Annotated in this window: 20 protein-coding genes and 2 tRNA genes; 15 read left to right on the top strand and 7 right to left on the bottom strand. The window is 55.8% G+C overall.

Annotated features, from left to right (window positions below; all coding sequences use genetic code 11):
- The first annotated feature begins 117 nt into the window (after positions 1-117).
- A complete protein-coding gene (locus HK28_RS07095; RefSeq protein ID WP_086643906.1) occupies positions 118-1,518 on the top strand; it encodes a VOC family protein in 1,401 nt (466 codons plus the stop codon).
- 117 nt (positions 1,519-1,635) lie between these two features.
- Positions 1,636-2,985, top strand: coding sequence for an MFS transporter (locus HK28_RS07100; RefSeq protein ID WP_086643907.1), 1,350 nt, complete (start codon positions 1,636-1,638; stop codon positions 2,983-2,985).
- Positions 2,986-3,124: 139 nt separating this feature from the next.
- Here the strand turns inward: HK28_RS07100 and HK28_RS07105 are convergent, their stop codons facing one another.
- Positions 3,125-3,595 (bottom strand): methylated-DNA--[protein]-cysteine S-methyltransferase, encoded by a 471-nt coding sequence (locus tag HK28_RS07105; RefSeq protein WP_086643908.1) that lies wholly within the window; start codon positions 3,593-3,595, stop codon positions 3,125-3,127.
- Between the two features lie 29 nt (positions 3,596-3,624).
- On the opposite strand from HK28_RS07105, the gene mnmE reads away from it, so the two are divergent.
- From mnmE to HK28_RS07135, 6 genes are all read left to right on the top strand, one after another.
- On the top strand, positions 3,625-5,100 hold the full coding sequence (gene mnmE, locus HK28_RS07110) for a tRNA uridine-5-carboxymethylaminomethyl(34) synthesis GTPase MnmE (protein WP_369823619.1): 1,476 nt from the start codon (positions 3,625-3,627) through the stop codon (positions 5,098-5,100).
- A gap of 12 nt (positions 5,101-5,112) precedes the next feature.
- On the top strand, positions 5,113-6,975 hold the full coding sequence (gene mnmG / locus HK28_RS07115; RefSeq protein WP_086643909.1) for a tRNA uridine-5-carboxymethylaminomethyl(34) synthesis enzyme MnmG: 1,863 nt from the start codon (positions 5,113-5,115) through the stop codon (positions 6,973-6,975).
- Positions 6,975-7,571 (top strand): 16S rRNA (guanine(527)-N(7))-methyltransferase RsmG, encoded by a 597-nt coding sequence (rsmG, locus tag HK28_RS07120; RefSeq protein ID WP_086643910.1) that lies wholly within the window; start codon positions 6,975-6,977, stop codon positions 7,569-7,571. Before mnmG ends, rsmG begins: the two co-directional genes overlap by 1 nt.
- Positions 7,572-7,626: 55 nt before the next feature.
- Positions 7,627-8,418 (top strand): ParA family protein, encoded by a 792-nt coding sequence (locus HK28_RS07125; RefSeq protein ID WP_086643925.1) that lies wholly within the window; start codon positions 7,627-7,629, stop codon positions 8,416-8,418.
- Positions 8,418-9,314, top strand: a complete 897-nt coding sequence (locus tag HK28_RS07130; RefSeq protein ID WP_086643911.1) for a ParB/RepB/Spo0J family partition protein — start codon at positions 8,418-8,420, stop codon at positions 9,312-9,314. Before HK28_RS07125 ends, HK28_RS07130 begins: the two co-directional genes overlap by 1 nt.
- Positions 9,315-9,401: 87 nt before the next feature.
- Positions 9,402-9,477 (top strand) — tRNA-Lys (locus tag HK28_RS07135).
- Positions 9,478-9,957: 480 nt separating this feature from the next.
- Here HK28_RS07135 and HK28_RS07140 read toward each other — a convergent pair.
- Complete coding sequence (locus tag HK28_RS07140; protein ID WP_086643912.1) at positions 9,958-10,566, bottom strand: FMN-dependent NADH-azoreductase; 609 nt, start codon at positions 10,564-10,566, stop codon at positions 9,958-9,960.
- A gap of 82 nt (positions 10,567-10,648) precedes the next feature.
- Between HK28_RS07140 and HK28_RS07145 the strand changes: the two genes are divergently transcribed.
- Together HK28_RS07145 and HK28_RS07150 are read left to right on the top strand one after the other, a co-directional pair.
- On the top strand, positions 10,649-11,038 hold the full coding sequence (locus HK28_RS07145) for a helix-turn-helix domain-containing protein (protein WP_369823620.1): 390 nt from the start codon (positions 10,649-10,651) through the stop codon (positions 11,036-11,038).
- A gap of 147 nt (positions 11,039-11,185) precedes the next feature.
- A complete protein-coding gene (locus tag HK28_RS07150) occupies positions 11,186-11,779 on the top strand; it encodes a CatB-related O-acetyltransferase (protein ID WP_086643913.1) in 594 nt (197 codons plus the stop codon).
- A gap of 29 nt (positions 11,780-11,808) precedes the next feature.
- Here the strand turns inward: HK28_RS07150 and HK28_RS07155 are convergent, their stop codons facing one another.
- Entirely contained in the window at positions 11,809-12,135 is a 327-nt protein-coding gene (locus HK28_RS07155; RefSeq protein WP_086643914.1) for a YnfA family protein, read from the bottom strand.
- Positions 12,132-13,082: a LysR family transcriptional regulator gene (locus HK28_RS07160; protein ID WP_086643927.1), complete on the bottom strand. Its 951-nt coding sequence runs from the start codon at positions 13,080-13,082 to the stop codon at positions 12,132-12,134. The genes HK28_RS07155 and HK28_RS07160 overlap by 4 nt, the downstream gene beginning before the upstream one ends.
- Positions 13,083-13,189: 107 nt before the next feature.
- On the opposite strand from HK28_RS07160, the gene HK28_RS07165 reads away from it, so the two are divergent.
- From HK28_RS07165 to HK28_RS07180, 3 genes are all read left to right on the top strand, one after another.
- Positions 13,190-13,975 (top strand): SDR family NAD(P)-dependent oxidoreductase, encoded by a 786-nt coding sequence (locus tag HK28_RS07165; RefSeq protein WP_086643915.1) that lies wholly within the window; start codon positions 13,190-13,192, stop codon positions 13,973-13,975.
- Between the two features lie 552 nt (positions 13,976-14,527).
- On the top strand, positions 14,528-17,266 hold the full coding sequence (locus HK28_RS07170; RefSeq protein WP_086643916.1) for a Hint domain-containing protein: 2,739 nt from the start codon (positions 14,528-14,530) through the stop codon (positions 17,264-17,266).
- Positions 17,267-18,051: 785 nt separating this feature from the next.
- The gene (locus HK28_RS07180; RefSeq protein ID WP_086643918.1) at positions 18,052-20,202 is read left to right on the top strand and encodes a prolyl oligopeptidase family protein; all 2,151 of its coding nucleotides are present in this window, start codon (positions 18,052-18,054) and stop codon (positions 20,200-20,202) included.
- Positions 20,203-20,488: 286 nt separating this feature from the next.
- Here HK28_RS07180 and hemJ read toward each other — a convergent pair whose 3' ends face one another.
- The 3 genes from hemJ to hemE are packed head-to-tail and all read right to left on the bottom strand — an operon-like array spanning position 20,489 to position 22,754.
- The gene (gene hemJ, locus HK28_RS07185; RefSeq protein WP_086643919.1) at positions 20,489-20,938 is read right to left on the bottom strand and encodes a protoporphyrinogen oxidase HemJ; all 450 of its coding nucleotides are present in this window, start codon (positions 20,936-20,938) and stop codon (positions 20,489-20,491) included.
- A complete protein-coding gene (locus HK28_RS07190) occupies positions 20,935-21,645 on the bottom strand; it encodes an HAD family phosphatase (protein ID WP_086643920.1) in 711 nt (236 codons plus the stop codon). Before HK28_RS07190 ends, hemJ begins: the two co-directional genes overlap by 4 nt.
- Complete coding sequence (gene hemE, locus HK28_RS07195; RefSeq protein ID WP_086643921.1) at positions 21,642-22,754, bottom strand: uroporphyrinogen decarboxylase; 1,113 nt, start codon at positions 22,752-22,754, stop codon at positions 21,642-21,644. The genes HK28_RS07190 and hemE overlap by 4 nt, the downstream gene beginning before the upstream one ends.
- Before the next feature lie 405 nt (positions 22,755-23,159).
- Here hemE and HK28_RS07200 point away from each other — a divergent pair, with 405 nt between their 5' ends.
- Both HK28_RS07200 and HK28_RS07205 read left to right on the top strand, forming a co-directional pair.
- Positions 23,160-23,771 carry a Maf family protein gene (locus tag HK28_RS07200; protein WP_086643928.1) on the top strand — a complete coding sequence of 204 codons (612 nt, stop codon included), beginning with the start codon at positions 23,160-23,162 and terminating at the stop codon, positions 23,769-23,771.
- Positions 23,772-23,867: 96 nt separating this feature from the next.
- Positions 23,868-23,943 (top strand) — tRNA-Ala (locus HK28_RS07205).
- The last annotated feature ends 55 nt before the right edge of the window (positions 23,944-23,998 follow it).

Consider the following 23,998-nt stretch of genomic DNA (forward strand, 5'->3'; position numbering starts at 1 on the left):
GTGTTCAGCGTGCTGCTGACATGAACGTGAATTCTATCCGGCGCCGCTCACGCGCAAGCATTTCGCGCAGAAAGCTTTTTTGCTCCGAAATCTCACCTGTTTGCTGGACGGCACGTCATGACTCACTCTGCACATATGCACCCGGACGACATCCGGTCGCAATTTTCGGCTGCGATGTCTGTAATGTACAAAAAGGAGGTGCCACTTTACGGCGTTCTGCTGGATCTGGTCTCTGACGTAAACGAAGCCACATTACGCAGACGCCCGGACCTTCAGGCAGACTTCGAACGCACCGGCGAACTTTCCCGTATCAGTCTGGAGCGCCACGGCGCCATTCGCGTCGGCTCGCCGGAGGAACTGCACACACTGCGGCGTCTATTCGCTATCATGGGCATGGCTCCCGTCGGCTACTACGATCTTTCGGTCGCAGGAATGCCGGTCCACTCCACGGCGTTTCGTCCGATCACCGACGCCAGCCTGACGCATAATCCGTTTCGCGTCTTCACGTCGCTGCTACGCGTCGATCTGATCACGGACGAGGCCTTGCGCTCGGAAGTCGCCGCAATTCTGTCTCGCCGCAACATTTTCACCCCAGGCGCACTTCGTCTGATCGAACGGGCCGAGCAGGAAGGCGGCCTTACACCCGGAGAAGCCGATCTCTTTGTGAGCGAGGCGCTCGAGACCTTTCGCTGGCATGGGCAGGCGTCAGTCAACGCTGAAACCTATGAGCGTCTCTCCGCGACGCATCGGCTGATCGCTGACATCGTCTCGTTTCGCGGGCCGCACATCAATCACCTAACGCCGCGCACTCTGGACATCGATACGGTTCAAAAAGAGATGCCTGCACGCGGCGTCACGCCGAAGGACGTTATCGAGGGCCCTCCGCCCCGCGCCTGTCCGATCCTTCTTCGCCAGACGAGTTTCAAGGCGCTCGACGAACCGATCTCCTTTCCGGCCACAGACGGAACTTTAGAAAAAGGCGTCCACACCGCGCGGTTCGGAGAAATAGAGCAACGCGGCGTCGCGCTGACCCGCAAGGGACGGGCGCTGTATGACCGCCTTCTGGCGGATGTCCGGGAAAAGGGCGGATCCGGCTCTACCGCAAGCGATTACCCAACACGTCTGGCTGAGGCTTTTCGCGACTTCCCGGACGACTACGACGACATCCGGCAGCAGGGCCTCGGCTACTTCCGTTATACCCCGACGGATGTAACCATCACCGAGGACGTCACCACCCTGCCCCCGGAAGCGCTGGTGGAACGCGGTTACGCGATCGCCACGCCCATCATCTACGAGGATTTTCTCCCCGTCAGCGCCGCAGGAATTTTCCAGTCCAATCTCGGAGGGCAAGAGCGCCGCAGCTACGCCGCCAACGCCAACAGGGAAATGTTCGCGAGTGCTCTGGGCGCGGACCTTATCGACGAGTTTGATCTGTATGACGCCGCGCAGGCCCGTTCCATTGAGGCGACGAAAGCCAGCCTGAACGAGCGTTCGAGCACCGTCGCCAAGTCTTTTTGAGCATGCTCATCAAGGGACGGCGCCATCCTTCGCGGCTTCTCCCTTGCTCCCGCTCCGGACCGCAGTCCTGCATACTCTCATCCGCGTAACTGCGGCTTTCATAACAGGCGAACAATAATGACAATAACGACCGCCTTAACGAACGACGACGCACTTCAAAGAGGCGCACTCTACCGCCGCGTCGCTTTTCGCATCATCCCGATTCTCGCTATCTGCTACCTGATCGCCATGGTCGATCGCGCCAATGTCGGCTACGCCAAACTGCAACTTCTATCCGATCTGGGCTTTAGCGAAGCCGCCTATGGTTTTGGCGCGGGCGTTTTCTTTGTGGGCTACATCCTGTTCGAGGTGCCCAGCAACATCTGGCTTCACCGCACGGGGGTTAGGCGAACGCTCCTGCGCATTATGACGTTCTGGGGCGTCGTGACCATGGCGACGGCGCTGGTGAAGACGCCGCTGCAGTTCTATGTGGCGCGTTTCCTGCTGGGCGCCGCGGAGGGCGGCTTTTTCCCCGGGCTCCTGCTCTATCTCACCTACTGGTTCCCAGGAGATCGCAAGGCCAAAGCTTACGCTCTCTGCATGCTCGCCAATCCAGCCTCAGGCATCGTCGGGGGACTGCTGGCCGGAGGGTTCATGTCCCACGCCGAGATGTTCGGTCTGCGCGGGTGGCAAATCCTGTTCATCGTCGGCGGGGCCATGGCGGTGATTGCGGGCGTCGCCGCCTTCTTCAGTCTGGCGGACTCCCCAAGAACCGCGTCCTGGCTGACGGCGAGGGAACGAGACTACATTATCCATGAGGTCTCACGCTCCCGGGCCTCCGCCATAAACAGCGCGCGCACCGCCCCCCATAAGTCCGTGTGGACCGATCCCCGCGTATACATGGCGGCGCTCGCCTACTTCACCCTGATGTCCTCCGTTTCAGTTCTATCTCTCTGGGGACCATCGATCATCCGCTCGCTTGGCGTCCAGAACGCAGGCACAGTCGGGTTCGTCTCGATCATCCAGTATCTTGTCGGCGGTGTCGGGATGTATCTCATCGGCGCGTCATCCGACCGTCGTCGCGAGCGCGCATGGCATTATGTCGTTTGCGCGGGCCTCATCTCGACCGGCGCTTTTCTTTTGGCGTTCGTTCATCTCTCCGCCGCGCTGTCCATCCTGTTCCTGTCGATGATCGCTTTCGGGATCTACGGTGGTTACGCTGTCTTTTTTACGATCCCGGGAGAATTCCTGGAGCCTGACGACGCGCCTGCTGGACTTGCGATGGTGACCATGATCGGTGGGCTGGGCGGTTTCGTCACGCCGTCTGTGCTGGGCGTCATCAAGAACGCCACCGGCAGCCTCGACTACGGCGTCGCGTTCGCAGCCCTTCTTGCGTTTTTGGGCGGATTGATCGTGGCTTTTCGTTTCGCACAATGGCCGGGTCAAGAAGCGGCAGCACGCGACGGGCGCCTATCAACAGAGGCGTAACGCTGCCCCGAACCTTCGAAAACTTTCCCATGCGAAGCCTGACCAAAGGGACGCGAGGCAAAGCCATCCACACCAACCCCACAGGTGGATCTGAGAAGTGCTCGGAACGCGCCCTCACGCGACCGAACACTTCCACCGGTCAGCATCGATCGCGGAGGAGCCCAGTAATCGGCGCGCCCTCCAGTTCGAGCAACCAGATCTTGTCGTCCGTGCCGCCGTCACCGGAATATCCACCTATCCCCTGAGCCGCCACCACACGGTGACAGGGAATAAGGATCGGTATCGGATTACGCCCCACCGCCTGCCCCACGGATCGCGACGATCCCCCCGCCGCCGCGGCAACCTGAGCGTAAGTCCTCACCTCGCCCGCCGGTATCTTCAGAAGCTCGTCCCATACCCTCTTCTGGTAGGACGTCCCGAACGGGGCCAACCTGAAGGGGATATGGTCGGACGGCTCGTCGAACCACTTGTCCAGCCATTCCCGCGCGGCCACCAGCACGGCGGTTTCGGTCTGGTCGCGTCCCCACCCCCAATCCAAAGCAACGATGGCGCCGTCTTCCTCCGACAAGGTAAGCGGTCCAAGCGGCGAGTGCAGAGAGAGTTGGGGCATGATGATGGCCTTTATGCGCGGCGCCCGCTATGGCGTCGCCGCATGGTATCTCTTTGCGCCACGAGAGCGAAAGCGTCGTCTTCGGAAGGAGAGCGCGTTTTGCCCGCCACCTCTATCTGGACGACGCACGCATGATCGAAGCCACGCCAGCCGGAAGCCGCGAAACGCGAGATAACGAAACACGAGGCGGCAGAGCGCCTACGATTTTCGCGCTTGCGACCGGAGCCGGGCGCGCCGCTATAGCCGTGATGCGCGTAAGCGGCGGCGGGTGCGGAGCCATCCTGACGCGGATGCTCGGCGAGCCGCCCTCGCCACGCCGCGCCGTCCTGCGAAAATTGTGGCGGAATGCAGCGACGCAGAATGATCACCTGGACGACGCTCTGGTGCTGTGGTTCCCGGGACCTTCGAGTTACACCGGAGAGGACAGCTTCGAACTTCATCTGCACGCAGGCCCCGCGATCATCTCCGCCGTCGCCGATGCGCTGGTGGCGGAGGGAGCGCGCCCGGCTGAACCAGGCGAGTTCACCCGGCGCGCGTTTCTGAACGGTCGGGTCGATCTGGTCGAAGCGGAAGGCGTCGCCGATCTGATAGAAGCGGAAACCGAAGCACAAAGGCGACAGGCTTTGGCGCAGACCGACGGCCGACTGAGCGCTCTCTACCACGAGTGGGCCGACAGACTGCGTAGCGTGCTGGCGCGTCAGGAAGCGCTGATCGATTTCCCCGATGAAGATTTACCCCCGGAGGTCGAGGACGCGCTGATCTCCGACATCACGACCTTGCGAGAGGAGATTGCCGAACATCTGGCCGACGGCGCCCGTGGCGAGCGTATTCGCCGAGGACTTTCGTTTTCGATCGTTGGTCCGCCAAACGCCGGAAAGTCCAGCCTGCTCAACTGGCTGGCAGAACGAGACGCCGCGATTGTGTCTCCGATCGCAGGCACGACGCGCGATGCGATCGAGGTCGCCGTCGTGCTTGCAGGCGTGAAAGTGACGCTCGTCGATACGGCCGGGATCAGAGAGACGAGCGACCCTATCGAAGCCGAAGGCGTTCGTCGCGCAATGTTTCACGTGGAACACTCGGACTGCGTCGTGCAGATTTTTGCGTCCGACGCGCCTCCCGACACGGAAACGACTCCGCTTCCGGACGCGATTGTCGTATGCAACAAGATCGACTTGGCGCCCGCGCCCGCACGTCTCGGAGAAATATCCGTCTCCGGCGTCAGCGTCCGCACGGGACAGGGCCTCGACGATCTGCGCGAGACGCTGGAGCGAAAGGCGCTTGCGTTGACTTCGGGCAGTGGAGCGCCGCCTCTCACCCGGGCCAGGCATCGGGCTGCTGCTGATGAGGTTTATGCAGCCCTAAGCGCCGCCCTCGCGCAACCGTGGGCGGAGATGCGCGGCGAGGAGTTAAGGCTGGCCATGCGCTCTCTGGGGCGCCTGACCGGGGAAGTCGGCGTCGAGGATATTCTGGATACCGTTTTTGGTCAGTTCTGCATTGGCAAGTAAGGGAACTACGTAGTGGACAAGCGGTTCGACGTCATAGTCGTCGGTGGAGGACACGCTGGATGCGAGGCAGCGGCGGCGGCAGCGCGTTGCGGCGCATCCACGCTCCTGCTCACTCACAGCCGGGAGACGGTAGGCGTAATGTCCTGCAATCCGGCCATCGGGGGCATCGGTAAAGGCCATCTGGTACGCGAAATCGACGCGCTCGACGGCCTGATGGCGCGTGCCGCCGATCAGGCAGGCATCCACTTCAAGCTGCTCAACCGCTCCAAAGGCCCTGCCGTCCATGGACCACGAGCGCAAGCCGATCGCGGCCTCTACCGTCGCGCGATCATAAATCTTCTGGAGGACACGGCCAACCTCACGATCGAAGACGGCGCGGCGGGCGATCTGATGCTCGACGGCAACGACGCGGTCGCGGGTGTAATCAGTGAAGACGGACGCGTCTGGCGGGCTGGAGCCGTCGTGCTCGCGACCGGCACTTTCCTGCGCGGCGTCATCTACATAGGCCATGACAGCGAGCCATCGGGACGGGTTGGGGATCGACCGGCGAACGCGCTCGGTCATCGCCTTGAGGCGCTGGGACTCCCTATGGGGCGACTAAAGACTGGCACGCCCGCAAGGTTGGACCGCAACAGCATCGCCTGGGACGATCTGGCCGAGGATCGCGGAGACGCCGAACCGGAGGCGTTCAGTCGCCTGACAACCACCCTTCCCAATCCGCAGATATCCTGCCGCATCACAGCCACCACTGAACGCACGCACGCCATCATCCGCGACAACATCAATCTCTCTGCCGTCTACGGCGGCGCCATCGCCGGCCGCGGTCCGCGCTACTGTCCCTCAATCGAAGATAAGGTCGTTCGTTTCTCAGAACGAAGTGCACACCAGATATTTCTTGAGCCGGAAGCGTTGCCCGGCAATCCCGGCGGCGACCTCGTCTATCCCAACGGGATATCGACCAGCCTTCCCGCATCGGTGCAGGAAGCAATGATTCACACAATTCCTGGTCTGGAGAACGTCAGAATTGTTCGCCCGGGTTACGCTGTAGAATACGATTACGTAGACCCCCGCGCTCTTGCGCCGACACTCGAACTGCGCGCCCTGCCGGGCCTGTTTCTCGCCGGACAGATCAATGGCACGACAGGATATGAAGAGGCCGGAGCGCAGGGCCTGCTCGCCGGGGTCAACGCCGCACGCAAAGCAGGCGACGCGTCCCCGGTCACTCTGGATCGCGGGCAGGCCTATATAGGCGTGATGATCGACGACCTAGTGACGCAAGGTGTGTCAGAGCCCTACCGCATGTTCACGTCGCGTGCCGAATATCGACTGACACTGCGCGCAGACAACGCGGATCTCCGTCTTACCCCCGTCGGCGTCGATTGGGGCTGCGTCGGCGCGCATCGCGCGAAGCTGCACACACAAACACAGACTGCACTGACGAGCGCGATTGAACGCGCCCACGACGAGACTTGGTCACCCGCGACGGTCGCGGCGGCCGGCGCAGCCGTGTCACAGGACGGGCGGCGACGCTCTCTGTTTGAGGTTCTTGCGTCCACCCCAGACTCATCGGTCGCTAATCGTCTGGCGCCCTGGTTCGCCGACTTGCCCGAACGCATTCGCAAGCACACGGAGACTGAGGCGCGTTACAGCGGCTATCTTGCCCGACAGGAGCGTGAAATCAAACAATTGAACGCGGAGACGTCCGTCACCGTGCCGCCCGATTTCGACTTCGCACGCGTGGGCGGCCTCAGCTCTGAAATGCGCGAACGGTTGGAGCGCGCGCGCCCGGCAAACTTCAGTGCCGCGCAGCGCATCCCTGGCATGACGCCGTCCGCGCTTATGGCGCTTCTGGCACATTTGCGGCAGGCCGCGTGATGACAGCACCGCTCGCAGTCCCACTGGACGTTTCACGTGAAACCCGTGAACGCCTGAACTGTTTCGCCGACCTGCTTCTACGATGGACCGCGCGCATCAATCTGATATCACCCCGCGACGTCCCGCATCTATGGCCGCGCCATATCGAGGACTGCCTGCAACTGGTTCCCTATGTCGAACGTGGCGCGCGCATCACTGATCTAGGTTCCGGCGGTGGATTTCCGGGACTGATATTGGCCATAGCGGCGGACGCTGACGTCACGATGGTCGAATCCGACCACAGGAAAGCGGCATTCCTTCGGGAAGCTGGCCGGGCCACCGGCTGTCGTTCCCGGGTCATTGTCGATCGCATAGAAAACGTCCTGTTGGACCCCACGCCTATCGTCACGGCGCGCGCGCTAGCGCCTCTGCCGCGCCTGCTCGACTGGACGTACCCACTGCTCGCGCCGGATGGCTATGCCCTGTTTCTTAAAGGGAAACAGGCGCCTGACGAGTTGACCGACGCGGCACCCGGCTGGCACATGTCGGTGGACCAGATTTCAAGCCGCACGCCCGGCGGCCTCATCCTCAAGATAAGCGATCTCAGACGTGTCTGATTCTACATCTCCACGCAAAAAGCGCGGCTCCGGTCCGAATGGCCCGGCAAACTCCATCGATACTCCTGTCATCCTTGCAATCGCGAACCAGAAAGGCGGCGTAGGCAAAACAACAACGGCGATCAACCTCGCCGCAGCCCTTGCGCAGGAAGCCGGACGCGTCCTCCTGATAGACATGGACCCGCAGGGGAACGCCTCGACCGGCCTTGGCGTAGACTTCAACGCCCGCAAGCAGGGCTCTTACGCCCTCCTCATGGGAGAAAAGGACCCAGCGTCTCTCGCCAGACCCAGCGACGTCGCAAACCTGTCGGTCATCTCGGCTGACACAGATCTTGTGGGCGCAGAGATCGAGCTTATCGGGACAGACGATCGCGAACGCCGCTTAAAGGCGTCACTACAGGATATTGAAAAAAGGTTTGACTATATCCTGATAGATTGCCCGCCGAGTCTCGGGATTCTTACCCTGAACGCGCTTGTCGCGGCTGACGGCGTCATTGCCCCCCTCCAGTGCGAATTCTTCGCGCTGGAGGGCATAAGTCACCTGACCAAGACTGTGGAACGCGTGCGCAGCCAGTTCAATCCGGCGCTGCACCTCGCAGGTATAGTGCTGACGATGTATGACAAGCGCAACAATCTGTCTGAACTGGTCGCAGCCGACGCCCGCAGCTTCTTCGGCGAGGCCGTTCTGGAAACCGTGATCCCGCGCAATATTCGTATTTCCGAGGCGCAAAGCCATGGCGCGCCAGTGATGATTTACGATCCGCGTTCAAGCGGCGCACAGTCCTACACCGCTTTGGCGACCGAATTGCTCGCCAGATTCGACGTCAGACAGAAGGGGAAAAGCTGATGAGCCCACCGAAGCAAGCGGCCAGACCCCGTCTTGGGCGAGGATTAGCCGCCCTTCTCGGCGAACAGGCTCCCACAGCAGCGCCGCAGGGCGGCGGCCCCAAAGGCGCGGTAGCCGCTCTTCCCATCGAAAGCCTCGAGCCCGGTCCATTTCAGCCCAGACAGGTCATGGAGCCCGAAGCCCTTGACGAACTGACCGAGTCCATCCGCGCTCGCGGCGTCCTGCAACCCATTCTGGCTCGCCCTCACCCCGAACGCGCAGGTGTTTACCAGATCATCGGCGGCGAACGTCGGTGGCGGGCCTCTCAGAAAGCTGGCCTGCATGAAATCCCGGTGCTGGTCCGTAATCTGGACGACACAGACGCCATGGCCGCCGCTCTGGTCGAAAACCTGCAACGCAGCGACCTTAACCCCATGGAAGAGGCGGAAGGCTTCAACAGGCTCATAGAAGAATATCAGCTGACTCAGGACGAGCTCGCGCGCGCCATTGGCAAATCGCGCCCGCACGTCGCCAATACGCTGCGCCTGCTGCGTCTTCCGCCCTCGCTGCGACAGGACGTAACGCGGGGCGCCCTGTCAGCTGGGCACGCCCGTGCATTGCTCGGGCACCCCGACCCACTTGCAGCAGCCCGGGACGTCATCTCGCGCGATCTCTCAGTGCGCCAGACAGAGGCTTTGGTGCAAAAAGCCCAATCTCACCGCAAGATCCCGCCCACTGAAGCCGTGAAGATTCGGGCGGAACGCGGCGATCCGGAAATCGCCATGCTGGAGAGAGACCTCAGCACCAAGCTGGGTCTGAAAGTCCAGGTTCAGTTCGACGGCAAAGGCGGCTCAATCCGCTTCGCCTACCGGACGCTCGATCAACTCGATCGTCTGCTGGAATTGCTGAATCGCTAATTTAGCTGCACGAGACGCTTGCACTTCTGTTTCACGCCTGATAGAACCCCGCCTGTTCGCCGGGGACACCCGGTAGCGATAAATCCTGGGCGCATAGCTCAGTTGGTAGAGCAGCTGACTCTTAATCAGCGGGTCCAAGGTTCGAGTCCTTGTGCGCCCACCAGGATTTTTACAATTCCCCTAAAAATCGCAAATGCTTAGCCTTGGTCGGCAGTGCTTGGCGCACTCAGAAAACGCATGGGCACCGCGTCCCACGTGAAACGCCCAAGAAGAGAATAATTTTCCGAAAACTGAAAACACCCGTACAGCCGCAGCTCATTCTACGCGGGGCGAGCTATCGTTCGCCATTCACGCCATTTCTCAATCAAAGAATCAACGAAAAGTGTTTCCTGCACGACTTGCTGCTTTTGAAAGTCGTGCGAACAATTTCGCGACAACCAAACCTTGGCGCGTCAGCTTGCATCCTGAATCTATATTGAGAAAACTAAAGCAACCGACAAAGGGTCTGTCAGAAACAGCGAGTAGACGCCTACTCAACGTCACTTCCACGCAAGGCTGACGCCGTAGAGCGCCAACCTTGTGTTTATTGAATGCAATTGCACAGCGCTTTGCCTCATCGTGCGCAATCTGTTCTCAGCGTTCTTCAGGCGGCTAGAACCGCGATGCGCTCCTGAGCGGCCTTCGTGGCTGTGGCGCGTTGTTCCGGGCCCCTTGCAACGCCATCCGCGGCGATCACTTCAAGCTGCGTCACGCCGAGAAGGCCAAAAACCGCGCGGAGATAGCTTTCCCCATGCTCAAAGACCGCGTTCGGGCTGCCTTCTCCATAAAAACCCCCACGCGAGATGGCCAGAATAACGCGCTTCCCTCCAGCAAGGCCCTCAGGGCCAGCCTCGGTGTAGCTAAATGTCTTTCCTGCGACGACCACCCTGTCGATCCACGCCTTGAGCTGGCTCGAGACACTCAGGTTATAAAAACCGACGCCTATGACGACGATATCCGCCTCAAGAAACTGCTGCAGCGCAACCCCGCCTGCCGTCACGTCGTCTTTCAGCGCCTGATCAGGCTCGCCCTCTGAACCCTGCGCGGCAAGAACCCCGCCCGAGAGATGCTGGATCGGGTCGGTCGCCAGATCCCGATAGCTGACCTCAATCCCCGGTATTTCAGCGACAAACTTCGCCGTGATCGCGCGCGACAACCCCCGACTGACACTGTTATCGGCAAGAATGGAAGAGTCGATGTGCAGAAGCTTCATGGAAGTCCTCCTTGTTTTTTGGTAACTATTGAATACCGACTCACATTATGTAATCGCCCAGAGTGCACAAGGAGGCACATTATTGTCACCTGAGAACAGTCCTGTTCCTGCCACTGAGATTCATGACCCCGGTCAGTGCCGTGCGGTCAGCGACGTCCTGTCTCGCATCGGCGACAAATGGTCCGTTCTGGTGGTTATGCAGTTGAGCAACGGATCGCGTCGTTTTAGCGATCTGCGCCGCTCGATCGGCAGCATCTCACAACGCATGCTGACCCTTACGCTACGTGGATTGGAACGCGATGGCCTTGTCACCCGGACAGTCACGCCCAGCATCCCACCGCGGGTCGATTACGCGCTGACCGACCTTGGTCACTCACTGCGCGAACCGGTGCAGACACTTGGGCGTTGGGCGTTTACGAACCGCGAACGCATCGCCGACGCCCGCAGCCGTTTCGATCAGGACGCTCGGTGACGAAACCGGCCCGCGCGATCTGCGCCGGTCGTCATTTACGCCTCCAGGCATGGTCCGGCTCGCCCGTAGAAATTTGTTGCTAACGGCTCGATGCGTTCTGCTCGTTTGACACAGATGCGTTCTGCTCGTTTGACACAGGAGTATCGCATGTTTGGAAATAACGCGTTTGCGTCGCTAACCCATTTCGCTCTTGCCTATCAGATCGCCGAATGGGGATGGAAAATCGGCGAGCACACATATGGCTCCCCGATGGTCATCGAAGCCGAATATGCAAATCTCGAAATTGGCCGCTTCTGTTCGATAGGGCCGGAGGTACTGATGATACTGGGTAACCACCGGCACGACACAGTGACGACCTATCCTTTCAAGACGCTCTCGCACTTCTGGCCCGAAGCCACGGGGGGTGTAGACGATCACTGCTCCCGCGGAGATATCACCATAGGGCACGACGTCTGGATTGGCGCGAGAGCCTCTATACTCTCTGGCGTAACGATCGAATCCGGTGCCATCATTGCTACCGGCGCTGTTGTGACGAAAGACGTGCCCGCTTACGCAATCGTGGGTGGCAACCCGGCGAGAGTCATTCGGTATCGCTTCCCGGAGCCAATCATCACACGACTTTTACAAATCGCCTGGTGGGACTGGCCAGAAACGCTTCTCCGTGAACGCTTACAAGCGTTGATGAACGACGATATCGAAGGGTTTCTGACGAAATATGAAACATCCGCCGCAGATATATGAATTGCCCGCTCGTGAGTCATGCGTAAAGTCTACGCGCGGTGATGCGTGACCAGAATCACGCAAACGCCTAGCAGGCACAGACCTGCACCAAAAAAATCCCAACGATCCGGGTGGACACCTTCCGCAAGCCACAGCCACACAAGAGCTACACTGATGTAGACTCCGCCGTACGCCGCATACGCCCGACCGGCTGCGGCGGTGTCGATCTGCGTTAAAAGAAACGCAAAGACCACCAGAGAAAGACAGCCGGGACCAAGCCAGACAACAGATTTTTCCATACGAAGCCACGCCCAGAACGAATAGCACCCGGCAATTTCGGCAAGAGCAGCAGCCATATAAATCAAGGTCGTCATCATCGCCGGATCAAGCCTCCGTGCCCGTTTGAGGATTTGCGGGCACCACCGACAAAGCCGTCACCCGTGAATGACTCCGAGAAAAAATCGAGAAAAGCGCGAATACGAGAAGCTAAACGTTCGTGTTTGACATAGACCGCATGAATGTCTTCTCGATCACCCGGATTAAACGCCTCCAAGATTTCGACCAGTCGCCCGTTCGCCAGATCATCCGCGACATGGAAACGCCCAAGTCTGGCGACGCCGCCGCCAGCGACAGCCATCAGGCGAACGACTTCGCCTGAGTTACCGAAAAATGCGCCTTCTACAGCCTTTTGACTCCCAACGCCGTCGATCAGAAATGGCCAGGCGTCGACGGTCCGCCGAAAGCTGAACCTCAAGCACAAATGCCGCTCCAGATCCTCGGGCCGTGATGGATGGCCATAACGGGCGAGATAATCCGGACTCGCTACGACCGCCATGCCGCTCTGCCCGATCTTCCGTGCCAGTAGACGCGAATCACGCAATGGCCCAACTCTGAACGCCACATCGGCGCGCTGGTCTACCAAATCGACGACAGAATCCGTGAGGTCGACGTGCGGGGTTATTCCCGGATGACATTCCATGAACCGGGGCAGCAAAGGGAGCAGGACATGAACGCCGAACGGTACGGATGCATTGATGCGCAACGGTCCGCGCGCAGCCTGCGCCTCTTTGCCAAAACTACGCTCAACATCATCCAGCTCTTCGACAAGCCCTGAAACACGGGCCCGGTAGGCTTCGCCTTCCGGGGTCAGCGCCAGCGAACGCGTCGTGCGAGACAGCAGTTGCACGCCCAGACGAGTTTCCAGACGCGACATTGCGCGACTAACCGCTGACGGCGTCAGGCGCAACGACTTGGCCGCTGCGGCCAACGCACCCGTCCGCGCAACCTCCAGAAAAACCAGCATTTCTCCCAGTCGGTTATCCATTTTCAACTCATGATTAAAATGCACTTTTATCGTGATTAGGTGCATTCTAATCATCTAAGCTCCACTGCTCTAGTGTCTCGCGTGACGAACCATCAGGGAAACAGATCATGGATTTACAACTCACAGGAAAAACGGCGCTCGTAACCGGGTCTACGGCCGGCATAGGACTGGCGATAGCTGAGCGTTTTGCTGAAGAAGGCGTCCACGTAATCCTGTGCGGTCGATCGCAGGTCAAACTGGACGAAGCGGTGAAACTGGTCGCCGCCAAGGGAACTGTCCGAGGCGTCCTCGCTGATCCCGCGACCGCCGAAGGCGCCGAAGCGTTGATTGCCGCTGTCCCTCAGGTCGATATTCTGATCAACAATCTCGGTATCTATGAAGCCAAGCCATTTACGGAGATCACCGATGACGATTGGCGGCACCTGTTCGAAGTCAACGTCATCAGCGGCGTGAGGCTGACCCGCCACTATTTTCCGCAAATGCTGGCCACCAACTGGGGGCGGGTTATCTTCATTGCAAGTGAAAGCGCTCTGGTGATCCCTCAGGAAATGATCCACTACGGCATGACCAAAACAGCGCAACTCGCCATTGCCAGAGGACTTGCGGAGCAAACACGAGGCACAAAGGTCACGGTGAACTCCGTCATGCCCGGCCCTACGCGCTCCGAAGGAATCGTAGAGTTCATCCGGTCTGTCGTCGATGGCAAAGACGCTCCTGAAGCCGACCGGGAGGCAGAGTTCTTCGCCAAGATGCGTCCTCTTTCCCTAATTCGTCGCCTTATCGACGCAGACGAAGTCGCGGCGCAGGTCGCGTTATTGGCGAGTCCTTTGGGAGCGGTCACCAACGGCGCCGCCATTCGCGTCGAAGGTGGGATCGTGCCCACCATAGCCTGACGAATTTGGCGGACTTCGGACGTGCTCACTCTTGAGATGTGAGCATGTCCGGCCTCTTCCGAGGGGAATTCTCTTGTCCACATTGGCTGGCGGAGGCAAGCGATATTGCGCTCTGATCAGTATATAATCGAGCCTCAGGACGGCGATCACAAATGGTGTTCGGTATTCGAACAAAGGGCGCGAGATAAATATTACCGCTGACCGTCACCGCCTTGTGAGTAACCGGACGCGTCGTCTGATTCGACCAATGCGCTCGGTTGACTTAAAAACCGGGAAGCTGCCCTAATCTGCTTTCTGCAAGCGTAATCATTGTTTATTATAGAATAAATAACAATTTTCATAATCAACGTGAAGGATTTTCGAAAAAATATTTCTAGATTCCCGTTAAAACAAGTAGTTTTCGATATCAGCAAATTTCCTTTTTATATAAACTTTTCACAAATTCTTAAATTTTCAGTTTATTAATATATTACAGACATCATCTCACGTTCAGTAGGGAATTTTCTTTCTCCAACATTCAACGAAAATTCCTTTATTAAAGGGAAATTCGCCATGGCGACCAGTTCAGTTTCAACCGGGCAATCTTCGAGTAGCCTGATCGTCGCCAGTGGAGATACCCTCACAGTCAATTCTGGCGGTGTCGTTGAAAACACCACCGTGCAAAGCGGCGGCAACCTGATTGTTTCAGGAGAAGCCGATACAACGATCATACAATCAGGTGGCGTCCTGACCGTGTCTTCCGGAGGAACGACGTCACACTCCACCATTAGCGGCAGCGGCAATCCTGCTTATGCGCTTACAGAAAACACCGAAATCGTCCTCAATGGCGGATCGGCTTCTGATGTAACCATCTCGTCAGGCGCACAGCTACATATATCGAGCGGGGGAACTGCCTCGAACATAATTGTGGAATCCGGAGGATATCTCAATGTTGATATTCTCGGTTCGGCATCGAACATAACCGTCGAATCAGGCGGCGCTGTCATGAACTGGCGCGGAACCATAGACGGCGTCACCGTATCGTCGGGCGGCGTTCTGATGGTTTACAAGAACTCCAATACCTGGCTCACAGTTCCCACCAGTAACGCCATTCTAATGCCGGGCGCGTATGTCGATTTTGTAAGTTCAGGTTACAGCGATGAAGCAGGCGTCTCTTATAACTCCAGCACAGGAGAATTGGATTTCACGTCGAACGGCACTGCCAATACCAGCACACCCATCTACGTGGCCGGCGGCCACGTCGCGAGCGACTTCACGGTCATGAGCGACGGCAGTGGCGGGACTCTGGTGCTGATAGCGTGTTTTTGCGCCGGAACCCATATAACTACATCAGATGGGGAAGTGCCCGTGGAGGCGTTACGCGTCGGCGATAATGTCCTAACTGTAGAGGGAAAAATTCGATCGATACGATGGATCGGAAGGCGGAACTATCCAGTCTCGGCATCAAAAGAAAATCCTGATCTAACCCCAGTAGTTTTTCTAAAAGGATCTCTTGGATTCGGATTGCCGCGTCGCGATCTTTACGTATCGCAGAATCACGCAATGTTTATTGACGGTAATTTGATTCCGGCCAGAAATCTAATAAACGGAAAAAATATATTTATAAAAACAACAGGAAAAGACATACAGTATTTTCATATAGAATTGGATAATCACGATATAATTTTTGCCGAAGGCGCCGCAACGGAAACATTTATAGACGACGGAGGCCGATGCGAATTTCAAAATATAAATGAGTATTTTTCATTATATAAAAATTACAACACAAAACCCGCAAGCTATTGCGCCCCCAGAATCGACAGCGGAGAGAAACTCGAAGAAATCCGTAATCGACTTTTGAATTTTCCTTTATCTAACTCGATACTCGGAAAAATAAATGGATACATAACATCCGTATCGGAAACAAATATATCAGGCTGGATAGAGGCGCATTCGAAAAAATCCCCAAAATTTCGTATAGTTGTCGACGACATAACATTAGGCACAATAACACCCAAAGGTCCACCCAAATTATCCGACGGTATTCATATAATAGAATTCGATTTTATAGTTGACGGAGGATTAAACCCGTACCAGCGACACGTCGTGCGCATAATTAGAATCGACGATGGATCAGAAATCAGCGGCTCACCATATCTTGTTCATCCAATTCGGCCGGAAGCAATTCCTGTTTCCGCTATTAAATCGACTTCCTTCGCTGGATATCTCGATCATGCCGGAAGACAGCGTATCACTGGTTGGGCGCATAGCGGGAATAACGACACAAAACCTATTGCGATACAGATATTGATAAACGGCAAATTCTTTACTCGGTCCGTTGCTAACAAATACAGAAAAGACATAGAAACTGCAGGATATGACACAGGAATGCACGGTTTCGATCTGATCCTCCCCATCAGCCTGCCGCCCAATCAATCGCATGTAATACAAGTTATACGTGAAAGCGATGGAGTGGAATTGATTGGATCTCCTGTCATATTAGAGGTATCAAAAGAACTTGACGACAGTTTCGTCCAATACATCTCCCGATTTACCGACGCTATCGATAGTCTTGATAATCAAAAGAAATTTTTAAATGTTCTCTCCGAACAGACACAAAAAATTCGGAAACGCGTCGCGGATAGCGCCACGGCAATCAATGAACGCAATTTGGAACAAGAGATGGCCCGACGTCTCGGACATTCTCTTACGGTGGAGGTCGTCCATAAGCGTCCACGAGCGCTGCTAATCGACGATTACGCACCGCGCGACGATCCTCGTTCAAAAATTCTTCTCAAGCATATGAAGCGCTTAGAAGAACTCGGCTACGAAATTAGTTTCATAGCCGCTTCTGCGTTAAAAAGTGAACCATTTGAGTCGAAAGATTTTGAAATTCACTCTATCACCCAATGGGGTAAACCGTATTTCGGATCCGTGGAAGAAGTCTTTCGCCTTCAAAAAGACAGCTTCAACCTTATTTACTTCCATCGAACGAGCGTGGCCGTCAGCTATATCGCACTTGCCCGTCGTTATCAAAAAAAAGCAAAAATTTATTACTCTCCAGGGAACAGGGCCCATTTACAAATTGCAGAAGAGACGTCTGTTACAGACAATGAAAATCTCGCCATGCAAGGCCGCCGAATAAATCTGTACGAAACATCAGCCTCGGTCATGGCGGACGTTCTAGTTCTTCAAAATCTCAATTCATATCCAGAATCTCTCAACATGGCGCCTACACTCCGCGTAATTGCTGAAACGTCTCCTGATCTTTGGCCAAAAGTTGATTTTTTTGAGAAAAACTCTCCCGGATAACAATAAGAAATTTCGAAATTTACAGTGCTAAACCTATTCTTATAACTGACTCTGTAGTCAAAAATTGATTTGCGAAAAATTACAAATTGAGCCGCAGAGACGTCTATCCTTCCGTTTCACTGCCGGAGAAAGTCTTCCCCATGGATATGTCTCTTTTTATCACAACGATCCTTGGCTTTATACCACCGAGCTATGCCGCAACGAGCGTTTCGTTCGTATCATTCACAGTAGCTTCGTGCGCGCTCGTCATGCGTTTCTGGAAGCCACCTTCAAGTGACTCCCATTGGGTTGCCGTTTACAAAGTCGTCAGCGCACTCGCTCAGGCGCGCGGTTGGAACGCCTGCGCCTATCAGCCTGATCGTAAGGCGTTGATGGTCCCTATATCGACATCTCGCTCGGAGGCAGCAGACACTCTCGGGTTGCAATCCGACGATACACGACCGTAAAACTTCACTTAGAAATATATTCTCTAAAACTATGTCGTCTCTCTGATAGTAATATCCGGCACGAAATCCTCTGAGTTTGTTATTTTAACGAATATATTTATAGGTTATGCGATATAATTTAATAACATATTCTGATAAGTATTGGAAATAACATGAAAATATACAACTTTATAAATTTTTTTGTTATGTATTTTACTTTATATTTATCAGACGAATACTTCTTATAAAGTTAAAAATTTCATTATCGTTTTGTATATCTGAGGTACCCAGACGCGAATCAACTACATTTGTATAGAATGAACGCTGCGCGCTAGAGTCCCAACAAGGAAGGGAAACTTCATGCGCCGATCGTATTTTGCTCTTGCCGCCTTCATCCTCGCTCAAACAGGCCTGTCGGCGCCGCTGAAAGCAGCCACAAGCCCTGACGAAGCAGACTATCTAAGTGAAATAGAAGGAGTAAAGGCTCTCGAATGGGTGAGCGCCCAGAACCGTCGAACATCCGATACACTTGAAAGCGATCCCCGCTACAAGGGATTTTACGACGACGCGCTCGCGGCAGGCGAAAGCCAGGACCGACTGCCTAAACCCCGCTTTCTTGACGGACAGATATGGAATTTCTGGCAAGACGCCAAACACCCTCGTGGCGTGTGGCGCCAAACAACGTTGGGCGCCTACCGGCAGAAACTCACCAGTTGGGTAACGCGTCTCGATATCGATGCTCTCGCAAAAAAAGAAAATAAAAATTGGGTTTTCCAGGGCGCCGACTGTCTCGCGCCCAATGATCGGTATTGTCTCGTCGCCCTGTCCAATGGAGGGGAAGACGCACAAACCTTGAGAGAATACGACACCCATATGGGGTTATTCGTTCAGAACGGTTTTAGCCTGCCACGCTCCAAGCAATCGTCGGCATGGGTGGACCGCGATACAATTCTGGTGGGCCGCGATTGGGACGGAACTGGGGCGACCCTGACCACGTCGGGCTATCCGTTCGTTATCAAGCGTGTGGGGCATACGCAGTCTCTGGAGAGTGCCGTAGAAGTCGCGCGAGGAGAGAAGAACGACGTCGCTGTGGAGCCTGTATCTCTGACAGACGGCGACGGCCACAAACTCGTGCTTATCCGGCGCTCCCCGACTTTCTTTACCAACCGTTTCGCGATTCTCGACGGAATGGAAAGCGCGCTGGAGGGGAAAGAGCCAGGGCATCTCCGCTGGCTGACACTGCCTGATCACGTAGAACTGCAGGGCATGCTCCACGGACGGCTCATTTTTACCGTGAATGATGATTGGATGCTTCCCGACCGTAAGCTCATTCCAGCAGGCAGCCTGGTCTCCGTCGCTCCTGCGGCAAGCGATCAAGGCGTGGAACTTCTTTTCACTCCCAACAGTTCCCAGGCGCTTGATGAAGTCGCCGTGACGCGAAATACCGTCGTCGTTACCTATTTCGAGAATGTCCGCGGCCGAGCAATGACCCTGACTACTCCGCAAAAGTCCGGGGAGCCTTGGACCCGACACGTCCTGCCTTTGCCAGACATGTCGACAGTTCACATCGTCGATGCAGATCGGACATCGGACAAGGCGTTCCTGACGGTCGAGGGATATATCTCCCCACCTCAGTTGTGGCTGGTGGGGGATGCTTCCGAGGCGGCTGAAAAGATCCGTGAAACCCGAGCTATGTTCGACGCCACTAACCTGACTGTGGAACAGTTTTGGGCGCGATCAACAGATGGCGCCAGAGTCCCCTATTTTATCGTACATCCCAAAATGATGAAAAAAAATGGGACCAATCCGACGCTACTGACCGCTTACGGCGGGTTTCAGGCATCTTATACGCCAACTTATGCACCCGAGATCGGTCGTCTCTGGCTCACCAGAGGGGGCGTTTATGTCGTCGCAAATATTCGCGGTGGCGGCGAGTTCGGGCCAGCGTGGCACGAAGCAGGACGAAAAACAAAGCGTCAAAAAGTATATGACGACTTTTCCTCGGTAGGTCGCGACCTCGTTGCACAGGGAATTACGTCCGTCGCACATCTTGGCATTAGAGGTCGTTCCAATGGCGGTTTGCTTATGGGTGTGGAATTCACCCAGCATCCAGAGCTGTGGAACGCAGTTATAATCGGTGTTCCACTTCTCGATATGCTCCACTACGAGAATATGTCCGCCGGCGCATCATGGGTGGATGAATATGGTTCGATGAGCGTTCCAACGGAACGGCTTTTCCTGGAATCAATTTCACCGTTACAACACCTTCGGGACAAAATTCATTATCCTGAACCGTTCATTTTTACCTCGACAAAAGACGATCGGGTTGGCCCAGTGCATGCACGGCGTTTAGCGGCGCGGTTGAAAGAACTTGGCGCGCCGTTTCTATATTATGAGGATACGGAAGGCGGGCATTCCGGAACGGTCAATGCAAAGGAAGTCGCCCATGAGCGCGCGTTGGAAGCTGTCTATCTTTCACAAAAACTGATGGATAAACAAGACGCCCACTAAATATACGTAGATCGTAACCGTCACATGCCTTACCAATGAAATTCGTAAAATTACGACTGTCTTTTGTCTCAGTGGCAATAGACAGTCGATTTTAATTCGTTATCTATCAGAAAATTCATAAATCGATGCTCTAAATATCATTTCGGTCATATGTTCGATGTGTATCGAGTTTCATAAAACACTTCCCATAAAGTATTTAATACAATTCTATTTCGAATGTGCGTTGTATGTTAAAATTTATATAAAAATGTTTTCACGACAGGAAAGAATAAATAATCCACAAATATTAAAACGGTTTCACAACGACCATAATCACGATCACAATCATTAAAATCGTGGGCACTTCATTTGCGATTCGATAAAATTTTTCTGACCGGACATTCTTGTCGTCCGAAAAATCACGACGCCACCTCGCGCAAGCGCCATGAAAGGCAAACATACCTGCAAGGGCTAAAATCTTGGTATGCCACCATCCGGCTTTCCAATCTATCACTCCCGGCGTGAGAACAAGAAGCACACCGAACACCAATGACACCATCATCGCTGGATTGATAATTGCGCGCAGAAGTCGACGTTCCATAATTTTAAAACGCTCGCTTTCCTGAGAACCTTTTATCACCTGGCAATGATAGACATACAGACGCGGCAGATAAAACAGGCCAGCCATCCACGCGATCACCGCCATGATGTGCATCGCCTTCAACCACGGATACCAAGGTTGCAACACGCTTATCATGTTGTTTTCAGTTTTTGGAAAAATAGTGCATTTTCTAAAAGTGGCTGAAATTCTGTCAGTGTTTCGATTCGAATCAGATTGTCGTCATGTGGAGCGGGCTCTTGCGCTGAACGAAGAAGGACACAAGTCATTCCTGCCGCCAAGGCTGCCCGCGCTCCTGTATCGCTGTCTTCCAACACGACGCATTCAGCGGGCGCCACGCCTTCTACGGCCGCAGCATAGAGGTATACATCCGGCTCGGGTTTCGGCCTTTTCATATCCCTTGCTGAGTGAATGCGTCCTTCGAGTCGATCATAAAGACCGGTGACACGGAATTTCACATCCATCTCGGTCATTGAAGAGTTTGATCCCACTCGAACAGGCAAACCCAAATCGATGACGCCATCCAGCATCGCATGTGCGCCGTCGACAAGATCAACACCATGTCCAAAAGCCTGAACAAAGCGATCCTGAATTGTAAGACACCAGTTCTCACCCAGACTGCTACCTGTAGCCTCTTCAATATCCGTCTGGATCGAAGAAAGCGCCCTTCCAGCGAACCGCGCAACGGCAGCCTCATCGGACACGTCCAGTCCTGCCTCCCGCGCGGCTTCCGCGACAATCCGGCAACTCAAAGCCTCGCTGTCGACCAGAACGCCGTCGCAATCGAAGATCACAAGCCGCAATCTGCCCTCAGGCGATAGCGCAGAACCGCACGTCAATGTCATGTGTTGATGTTTCGGATAGTCGCAATCAATTCGCCAACATGCTCAGGCGGTGTGTTCGGCAGAACGCCATGGCCGAGATTGAAGACATGAGGTCTGCCACGTCCTGCCTCCCGAACGGCCAGAGCCTCCCGGCGCATCGCTTCGCCACCCGCAAGAATCGATACCGGGTCAAGGTTACCCTGCAACACCAACCCCGGCGGAGCCTGAGCCGCAATCGCCTTGATATCCGCCCCGGTGTCGAGCGCAAGAACGTCAACCCCGGTTTCGCGAGCGTATTCCAGGGCCATGATGCCCGCCAGTCGAGGGAAGCCGATGATTTTGACGCCGGGATGGCGGGCCTTCAATGCGGCGACGATCTGGCGCGCAGGCGCAATCACATGGCGGCGAAATTCCGTAGGTGGCAAAAGCCCGGCCCAAGAATCGAACAACATCACCGCCTGCGCGCCTGCTTCGATCTGCGCCGAAAGCATATCTACCGTGCTTTCCGTCAGCAGCGCTATCAACCGGTCGAACAGGGCCGGTTCGGAAAACGCCATCAACCGGGTTTGAGCAAACTCTCGCGAACTACCGCCGTCGACCATGTAGCAAGAGACCGTAAAGGGCGCCCCGGCAAATCCCAGCAACGTTACGCTATTGGCGGGTGCCGCACCAACCGGTTCGCCCAGGGCACGACGCAGCCGGGACAATGTCTCCATGACCGGCGCAGTGACCTCCGCCACGCGACGGGGATCCAGACGCGCAAGATCTGCTTCATTGCGGATCGGTTCTAGAACTGGGCCTTTATTTTCAACGAAATCAAGCGATTGTCCCATTGCCCAGGGGAGAATCAGAATGTCCGAAAACAGAATGGCGCCGTCCATTGCAAAACGACGGATCGGCTGCAACGTCAGTTCAGTCGCGATATCCGGCGTCATGCACCGGGTGAGAAAATTCGCCTTTTCGCGAAACGCCCGGAATTCGGGGAGGAAGCGCCCTGCCTGGCGCATGAGCCACACCGGAGGAGGCCATACGGCTTCACCGTTCAGCGTTCGTAAGAGCCGCCGACCTTGATCCGTCGTATTTTCCACCGTCACCGCCCGTTCACCTCGTATCTCGATCAGTGCCGCCATCTCTAAACAAGAAAAGAGAAGAAAGAAATATTGGGTTTGTTATGAGCCCTGTGGATTAAGGGGTACCCGTCTTTCCAAAAACGTACCCCACGTTTCCCCAGATGTGTACAGATTGCGACCCGTTGAAAAATAGACGTTTTTTGAAGTTATCCCGTTTTACCCGCAGAAAGGCTGTGTACAACTCACCGTACCCAGGGGCGAAGGACTTGTCCCCGGTACTCGGTACGGCCGAATTACGCCTCTAGTACTATCCACATGTACCCCAGTACTAAACGGCCTACCCACCGAAGTACTCACCTTCCGCATCACACCTAATGTTTCGATTCGATCGTCGGGAGCTATGTAGAGATCGCAAAAACCGACTCGGAAACTGTCACTAGGGGACGTCATATGCAGTGTGAACTGATGGAAAAGCCTGAAATTTTTCTTGCGAGTGGTTCGAGTGCGCGACGCTCGATTTTGGCGGCGGCGGGTCTGGGCTTCAGATGGCGAGCGGCGGCGGTCGATGAGGCGTTCTACAAGACGAAGGCGCGCGCAATGGGTCAGGATGCCGATGCGGCGGCGCTGGCGTTGGCTGAAGCAAAAGCTGCGGCTGTCGGGGAGAGCCCTGATGTCTCCAGAATGTCTCTGATCATAGGCGCGGACCAGATGTTGAGCTGCGAGGGGCGCTGGTTCGACAAACCCACAGACCTTGAGGGCGCGCGAAACCAACTTCAAGATCTGAGAGGGCGGACTCATTTACTGCACAGCGCCGTGACGCTTTGGCGCGATGGAGAAATTATATGGAGGCATATCGAACACGCTTCCATGACGATGCGGACATTCTCGGACACGTTTCTCGAGGGGTATCTGGAGCAAGAGGCCGATGCATGCCTCTCCTGCGTCGGGGCGTATCGGGTGGAGGGGCCTGGGATCCAACTGTTCGAGGCGATCACTGGCGATCAGTCCACTATCCTCGGCCTGCCGATGCTCCCGCTTCTTGGGGCGTTGCGGCACTGTGGCGCAATTGGAGCGTAGGGTTTCAGGTTTTATCTTACGATAGGGGGTTGCCAGAGGTTTCCAGCAAGGTTATACCGCGCCCACTCCGCACGACGCCAATAGGCGACCTTGCGAGGGGCCATAGCTCAGTTGGGAGAGCGCCTGAATGGCATTCAGGAGGTCGTCGGTTCGATTCCGATTGGCTCCACCATTTCCCATCTACAAATTTTCAAAATTCGGCAGATGATCGAACTGCGGCAGTCGAG

Origin of the sequence: Acetobacter sp. DsW_063, assembly GCF_002153745.1 — a bacterium.
Classification (GTDB): Bacteria; Pseudomonadota; Alphaproteobacteria; order Acetobacterales; family Acetobacteraceae; genus Acetobacter.

Bases quoted from the DNA above. Each gene is read 5' to 3' on its own strand.
- HK28_RS07095 (WP_086643906.1), top strand. From the start codon at position 118: ATGACTCACTCTGCACATATGCACCCGGACGACATCCGGTCGCAATTT.
- HK28_RS07100 (WP_086643907.1), top strand. From the start codon at position 1,636: ATGACAATAACGACCGCCTTAACGAACGACGACGCACTTCAAAGAGGC.
- HK28_RS07105 (WP_086643908.1), bottom strand. From the start codon at position 3,595: ATGCCCCAACTCTCTCTGCACTCGCCGCTTGGACCGCTTACCTTGTCG.
- mnmE (WP_369823619.1), top strand. From the start codon at position 3,625: ATGGCGTCGCCGCATGGTATCTCTTTGCGCCACGAGAGCGAAAGCGTC.
- rsmG (WP_086643910.1), top strand. From the start codon at position 6,975: ATGACAGCACCGCTCGCAGTCCCACTGGACGTTTCACGTGAAACCCGT.
- HK28_RS07130 (WP_086643911.1), top strand. From the start codon at position 8,418: ATGAGCCCACCGAAGCAAGCGGCCAGACCCCGTCTTGGGCGAGGATTA.
- HK28_RS07140 (WP_086643912.1), bottom strand. From the start codon at position 10,566: ATGAAGCTTCTGCACATCGACTCTTCCATTCTTGCCGATAACAGTGTC.
- HK28_RS07150 (WP_086643913.1), top strand. From the start codon at position 11,186: ATGTTTGGAAATAACGCGTTTGCGTCGCTAACCCATTTCGCTCTTGCC.
- HK28_RS07155 (WP_086643914.1), bottom strand. From the start codon at position 12,135: ATGATGACGACCTTGATTTATATGGCTGCTGCTCTTGCCGAAATTGCC.
- HK28_RS07160 (WP_086643927.1), bottom strand. From the start codon at position 13,082: ATGGATAACCGACTGGGAGAAATGCTGGTTTTTCTGGAGGTTGCGCGG.
- HK28_RS07165 (WP_086643915.1), top strand. From the start codon at position 13,190: ATGGATTTACAACTCACAGGAAAAACGGCGCTCGTAACCGGGTCTACG.
- HK28_RS07170 (WP_086643916.1), top strand. From the start codon at position 14,528: ATGGCGACCAGTTCAGTTTCAACCGGGCAATCTTCGAGTAGCCTGATC.
- HK28_RS07180 (WP_086643918.1), top strand. From the start codon at position 18,052: ATGCGCCGATCGTATTTTGCTCTTGCCGCCTTCATCCTCGCTCAAACA.
- hemJ (WP_086643919.1), bottom strand. From the start codon at position 20,938: ATGATAAGCGTGTTGCAACCTTGGTATCCGTGGTTGAAGGCGATGCAC.
- HK28_RS07190 (WP_086643920.1), bottom strand. From the start codon at position 21,645: ATGACATTGACGTGCGGTTCTGCGCTATCGCCTGAGGGCAGATTGCGG.
- hemE (WP_086643921.1), bottom strand. From the start codon at position 22,754: ATGGCGGCACTGATCGAGATACGAGGTGAACGGGCGGTGACGGTGGAA.
- HK28_RS07200 (WP_086643928.1), top strand. From the start codon at position 23,160: ATGGAAAAGCCTGAAATTTTTCTTGCGAGTGGTTCGAGTGCGCGACGC.